The following is a 6077-nucleotide window of genomic DNA, read 5'->3' on the forward strand; positions in this document are numbered from 1 at the left end:
ATACGAGATACATTGGCGTGACTGGAGTTCAGACGTGTGCTCTTCCGATCTTCCTTTTTCATGCGTGGTCAAAATTAAAAGGGGGGGTATATCATCCTTAAATTGTTATAGGTACAAAAAATGTCAGCAGGTCGTCCTAGAAAACCAACTCAACAAAAAGTGTTGGAGGGTGGGCGCGTTCGTGATGACAGGGATACACACGGCCCCGAAGTACCCTTAAATCTGCCTAGTCCTCCTGTTTGGCTATGCAAATCAGGTAAAAAGCACTGGGAAACTTTAGGTACTCAATTGGTGGCATTGGGTTTGTTGTCTGCTATTGATGGTGATATTTTTGCTCTCCATTGTGACAACGTGGCTAAGTATGGTGAACTGCAATCTAAATTAGGTGAGCTAGCTAAATGGGTGCAAGATACGCCGAATGGCTTTCAAATGCAGTCGGCATGGATGCAAATTCGTAGTCGTTTACAAGAGCAAATTATTAAGACTGGGCGTGAATTTGGTTTAACCCCTTCGGCTCGTTCTGGTATGCGCGTTGAAAATAGACAAATGGCTTTGTTTGGTGAAGAAGTTAAAAACGAATTTGAAGAGTTGAAGGTTCACTAATGAATCAAAAAGACTTTTCAGCATATTGTCATCAATATGCACTTGATGTGGATAGTGAAAAAATATCTGCTTGTTTATATGTTAAGCAGGCCGTTAAACGATACCTGAATGATTTACAAAAAACAGATTGGCAGTGGCATTTTGATAAAAACAAAGTTGACCATGTATGCCGATTTATTGAGTTATTGCCTCATACACAAGGCAAGTGGGCAACTGCTCGCCAGCGCATAGTTCTTGAGCCGTTTCAGATTTTTATTGTTGCTAATATCTTTGGCTGGGTCGATGTTAATGGCCGTCGCCGTTATCGCTATGCCTATGTTGAGATGCCGCGCAAAAATGGCAAGTCAACACTGTTAGCAGCCGTTGGTTTGTACTGTGCATTTATTGAAGGTGAGCAAGGGGCGCAAGTTTATAGTGCTGCAACCACTCGTGACCAAGCGCGTATCGTGTGGGAAGAGGCACAGCGAATGGTTAATCGCTTGCCAAAGCTGCAATCTGCTTTTGATGTTAAAGCAGGGCAACATTCTATTTTTAGCACTAATACAGCCAGTTCGTTTAAGGCATTATCGCGTGACCAAGGCGGTAATCAAGACGGTTTAAATGTGCATTGTGCATTGGTTGATGAGCTTCACGCGCATAAGTCTAGTGAGATGCTAGACGTTTTAGAGTCTGCTACTGGAGCGCGTGAACAGCCTGTTGTGATTATGATTACTACAGCAGGCTTTGACTTGCATGGCGTGTGTTATCGTGAACGTCAGACAGTGATTGATATATTGGCGGATAAGGTAGGCCATGACCGTTACTTTGGAATCATCTATACGATTGATGACGGTGATGATTGGACTAGCCCCGACACATGGCGCAAGGCTAATCCTAATTATGGCGTGTCAGTGAGTGAAGACGCATTAGCAGCCGCGTGTGAAAAAGCAAAATTACAGCCTACGGCTCAAACAAACTTTTTAACTAAGCATTTATGCGTCTGGGTGAATGCGCGGTCGTCATGGATGGATATGCAGCTATGGGCTGCTTGTGCCGATAAGCACTTATCACCAGAACAATTTGTCGGATGCCCTTTGTTTATTGGTTTGGACCTTGCTAGTAAGAGTGATTTGGCTGGAAAAGTGCGCGTTTTCATGCGTCCACAGGGCGAAGAACAGCATTTTTATGTCTTTAGTGACCAATATATCAACGAAGAAACAGCCGAATTACCTACAAATAAACAATATTTGGCATGGGCTAGACAAGGATATTTGACATTAACCGATGGAAATGTCACTGATTTTGCCCAAATTGAGCAAGATATTTTAGAAGATTTTACCAATTTTGAGCTAAAAGAAGTCGGTTTTGACCCATTTAATGCGGTTTATATCGCTCAAAGACTGCAAGCAGCAGGCGTTTCTGTGGTTGAAATACCACAACAGACACGTTTTTTAAGTGAGCCAATGAAGTGGATAGAGGTTTTAGTTCGTTCTGGTCGATTGCATCATAATGGTGATCCTGTTTTGTCGTGGGCTGTCTCTAATGTGACTGTTAAACCTGATGCCAATGACAATATATTCCCTCGGAAAGATTCACCTGAGAACAAAATAGACCCTGCGGTGGCTTTAATCAATGCCATGGCTAGAGCAATTCATTTTGATGAAGTTGGCAGCTTAGATAATAGTAGTGATGCCGCTATGGATGATTATTTACGTGACTTTGTGAGAGTAACTAAAAAATGAGTGTTTGGACTAGCATAACTTCATGGTTTGGACTAGCTCCAGCAGAACCTAAGCGCGGACGACAATATGCTAGCACCGTTGCAGGTGCAACAGCTAAACCTGTGACATTTGACACGGCTATGACAGTGAGTGCCGTGTTTGCGTGTATTCGTTTATTGGCTGAAACAGTGTCTAGTTTACCACTCAATATGTACAAACTAGATTCTGAAGGTAATCGCACTTTAGACTCTCAACATGATTTGATCAAATTATTAAAGTACCGTCCTAATCGCCGTCAAACTCGCATAGAATTTTTTGAACAGTTAATGCTTAACCTTGTATCGAGCGGCAATGCTTATGTGTTGCGTGGCATGATGGGCAAGCGTTTGGTTAGTTTGCAGGTGCTTAACAGTGGCAGTGTAGAGCCTGAGTTATTGGCCAACGGAGATTTAATTTATCACTGGCAACAGCAAGACGGTACACGTAAAAAATTAACCGAAGCCGAAGTGTGGCACGTTCGTTTATTTGGTAATGGTTTGGTTGGTTTGTCGCCTTTGTCTCATGCTAAAAAAGCGATTGGGGTGGCTTTGGCAGGTGATGACAAGATCACACATTTAATGTCAAACGGTGCAAAGCCAACAGGCACTTTGTTAGCACAAAACTGGCCAACAAAAGAACAGCGTGATGCCTTGCGTACTGAGATGAATGGTCTAATTAATGGTGACCAAACAGAATTAGCTGTACTTGGCGGCGGCATGAAGTTTGAAGCAATGAGTCTAACGCCTGAAGATTTAGAGTTACTGGCCACACGCCGCTTTAGCTTAGAAGAAATTGCACGTATTTTTGGTGTGCCAAGTGTTTTGATTAACGACACATCAGCCTCTACAGTTTGGGGTAGTGGTATTGATTCAATCATTAATGGTTTTTATAAGTTTGACTTGCGTCCTTACTTAGAGAAATTAGAAATATCAATGGTTGTCAATTTATTGCCGCGTACTGAATGGGAGTCTTACGAATTAGAGTTTGATGCCGATGCTATTTTGCGTGCCAACTTAAAAGACCGTGTTGAGGCAACATCTAAGCAAGTTCTATCTGGTTATATGACTCCAAATGAGGCGCGTAAAAGTGAAGGCCGTCAACCAAAACCAAATGGTGACCAGTTACTTGTGCCAAGCAATATGACAACTATCGACAAAATACTTGCAGTCGTGCCTACACGAAACAAAGAGGAGACACTCTAATGAGTGGTTTGAATATTCGTCAACGTAAACAAGCTCCAAACGTGCAACATCGCCGTGCTGCACCACAAACCATTGCTTTACGTTTTACGCCTCCAGCTCAAGATGGCCAGCCATATAAGTTTGAAGGCTATGCGGTGACATGGGCAAATGTTAATAGCCACGGCGAACGCTTTGAAAAAGGTGCATTTGCTGACTTGATTGCCAGTGGTAAACGAGTGCATATGTACTATAACCATGCGTATATGGACTGGTTAACTGGCAATAGTGCTAAACGGATTGGTAAGTGGGTTGAATTGGTTGAAGATGATACAGGTTTGTTAGTCAAAGGTGAGCTAACCCCAAATATGTCTCAATCAAACGATGTGGCTGCTATGTTGGCACATGGTACGGTTGACGGTTTGTCAATTGCGTTTTATGAGCCTAATCCGATTGACGTTTATCAAGACAATACAGGGGCAAGAGTAATTAGACGTGTTGATTTGTACGAAATCAGTGTTGTTGACGAACCAAGTGACCAAACAGCGCGTATTACTCCTACTGCCGAGGCTATTGATGCAGTGCGTAGTGCGGAAGATGCCAATAAATTATTAGTTAATATGGGCTTATCTAATGACGATGCAACATCATTATTAGCTCGTTTAAAAGAAGTTTCACAGGGGGCAACTCCTGTTAATCAGTATCAATCGGTATTAGACGCACTCGACTTTTAATACCAAATTTAACAGTGGCCGCTTTTTAGCGGCTTTTTTTATGCCTTTTTTGAGAGAAAAAACCATGAGTAATGCTCAAAACAAACACATTATTGCGGCTATTGGTTCTGCTTTAGCTGTAGAAGAAAAACACGTTTTTGGTGTTCGCAAAGTTCACCGCCGTGAAACACCTGATGACTTGACCGCTATTGCTAAAAAATTAAACGAGCGTATGAAAACGCTTGATGATTTGATTAACAAGCACAAAGACACGCTTGAAAACGGTAAATTGCCTGACGAACTTCGCAAAAAATTAGATGATGACGCTAAAGTTGTTTCTGATTTGGCCGCACGTTTTAGCGAAATCGAGCAAAAACTGGTTGACCAAGTGCATCAACGTCAAGCTGATCCTAATACGGTTGGCTCTATTCTTGCGCGTAACACAGAATTGCGCCAACAAATTGATGCGATTCGTTCAAAACGTGGTCGCACAACGATTGATGGTATTCAAGCGCGTAACATTATTTCTATTGCAGGTATTGGTACCAATGCGTCTTTAGCCACGATTGACGTACAACGTAACCAAGCACAAGAATTAACCTTGGCTTTGCTTGATTTAATTACGTGGATGCCAGTTACCAATGATTTAGTGCCAAATTTACGCGAATCTGCCTATGACATTATGGCAGATGAAGTGGCGGAAGGCTTGGCTAAACCAGAATCTAACTTAACTTTTGGTGTTGAAAATATCACAATTAGTGTGATTGCCCACTGGATTAAAATTACTAAACAGCTATTAGATGACATGCCAGTTTTGGCTTCTTATATCGAAGGTCGTTTAGCGTATGGTGTGCGATTAAAGTTGGAAGCAAAAGTTATCAACGGTACTACTACCAGTTTTAGCGGCCTAATGAAAGTCGGTAATAGTTTGGTTGCTGTGCCTGATGCTTTAGCAATTGACACTATCAATACAGCAAAGTACCAAGTTTGGGGCAGTGGCCTTATGCCTGAGGCTGTCGTTTTGAACCCTGTTGACTGGGGTAAAATTGAACGCGAAAAAACAGACGATGGTCACTATCTATTTGGTACACCCGGTGCAGTTGTGCAACCTGTTATTTGGGGCTTGCCTGTTGTGTTGTCTTCTGCAATGCCCTTGGGTAAGTTTTGGTTAGGTAATCTGACGATTGGCGTATCGGGTTATGTGCGTAATGAAGTCATGGTTGAAGCATCTACTGAAGATGGTGACAACTTTACTAAAAACTTAGTCACAATTCGTGCCGAAATGCGTGCAGGTTTTGGTGTGGCCATTCCTGATGCGATGGTGACAGGTGACTTAGTAGCCGTAGCACCTTAATTTTAGTTTGTTAAATAAAGCCCCTTGATTGGGGCTTTTTTATTGAGGTTTTTTTAATGAGTATTTCTGTCATAGAAGCTAAAAAACATCTACGCATAGAAGAAGATAGCGGTGATGAAGATGCTTATATTGAAATGCTGATTAAAACAGCTTTACGCGCTGTTAAAGATTACATTGACAGACCATTTACTGATCCTGTTTGCCAAGATGAAACAAACCCAAGCGAGCTAGCACCAGCCTTAAAATTTGCCGCTTTATTAATTTTGGGTGACTTGTACGAAAACAGAGAAGCACAACAAGGCATGACATTAAATATCAATATGACGTGTCAAAACTTGATGAATCCTTACAGAAAGTGGGGCGTGTAACGTGCAAGCAGGTAAGTTAAGACACCGCGTCACCTTCCAACGCCTTACCAAAACACGCGGTTTAAGTGGTGGTGAAAAGCAAGAATGGGTTGACGTGTGTACGGTGTGGGCGCGTATAAGCC

Annotated in this window: 7 protein-coding genes; all 7 read left to right on the top strand. The window is 42.2% G+C overall.

The genetic code is table 11. The features are described from left to right. Window positions 1-120: 120 nt before the first annotated feature. The gene (locus Q0212_RS07680; RefSeq protein WP_291396338.1) at window positions 121-603 is read left to right on the top strand and encodes a P27 family phage terminase small subunit; all 483 of its coding nucleotides are present in this window, start codon (window positions 121-123) and stop codon (window positions 601-603) included. Further along, a complete protein-coding gene (locus Q0212_RS07685; RefSeq protein WP_297924192.1) occupies window positions 603-2324 on the top strand; it encodes a terminase TerL endonuclease subunit in 1722 nt (573 codons plus the stop codon). The genes Q0212_RS07680 and Q0212_RS07685 overlap by 1 nt, the downstream gene beginning before the upstream one ends. Continuing rightward, window positions 2321-3544 (top strand): phage portal protein, encoded by a 1224-nt coding sequence (locus Q0212_RS07690; protein WP_297924194.1) that lies wholly within the window; start codon window positions 2321-2323, stop codon window positions 3542-3544. The genes Q0212_RS07685 and Q0212_RS07690 overlap by 4 nt, the downstream gene beginning before the upstream one ends. Next, window positions 3544-4254 carry an HK97 family phage prohead protease gene (locus Q0212_RS07695; protein WP_297924196.1) on the top strand — a complete coding sequence of 237 codons (711 nt, stop codon included), beginning with the start codon at window positions 3544-3546 and terminating at the stop codon, window positions 4252-4254. Before Q0212_RS07690 ends, Q0212_RS07695 begins: the two co-directional genes overlap by 1 nt. 64 nt (window positions 4255-4318) lie before the next feature. Beyond that, window positions 4319-5587 (top strand): phage major capsid protein, encoded by a 1269-nt coding sequence (locus Q0212_RS07700; RefSeq protein WP_297924198.1) that lies wholly within the window; start codon window positions 4319-4321, stop codon window positions 5585-5587. A gap of 56 nt (window positions 5588-5643) precedes the next feature. Next, on the top strand, window positions 5644-5955 hold the full coding sequence (locus tag Q0212_RS07705; protein ID WP_297924200.1) for a head-tail connector protein: 312 nt from the start codon (window positions 5644-5646) through the stop codon (window positions 5953-5955). A gap of 1 nt (window position 5956) precedes the next feature. After that, window positions 5957-6077: head-tail adaptor protein (locus Q0212_RS16790; protein WP_367175732.1), on the top strand; the 121-nt coding region annotated here is incomplete at its 3' end.

The organism is uncultured Agitococcus sp. (assembly GCF_937920075.1).
Classification (GTDB): Bacteria; Pseudomonadota; Gammaproteobacteria; order Pseudomonadales; family Moraxellaceae; genus Agitococcus.

Coding starts and splice junctions, on each gene's coding strand:
- Q0212_RS07690 (WP_297924194.1), top strand. CDS start 2,321: ATGAGTGTTTGGACTAGCATAACTTCATGGTTTGGACTAGCTCCAGCA.
- Q0212_RS07705 (WP_297924200.1), top strand. CDS start 5,644: ATGAGTATTTCTGTCATAGAAGCTAAAAAACATCTACGCATAGAAGAA.
- Q0212_RS07685 (WP_297924192.1), top strand. CDS start 603: ATGAATCAAAAAGACTTTTCAGCATATTGTCATCAATATGCACTTGAT.
- Q0212_RS07680 (WP_291396338.1), top strand. CDS start 121: ATGTCAGCAGGTCGTCCTAGAAAACCAACTCAACAAAAAGTGTTGGAG.
- Q0212_RS07700 (WP_297924198.1), top strand. CDS start 4,319: ATGAGTAATGCTCAAAACAAACACATTATTGCGGCTATTGGTTCTGCT.
- Q0212_RS07695 (WP_297924196.1), top strand. CDS start 3,544: ATGAGTGGTTTGAATATTCGTCAACGTAAACAAGCTCCAAACGTGCAA.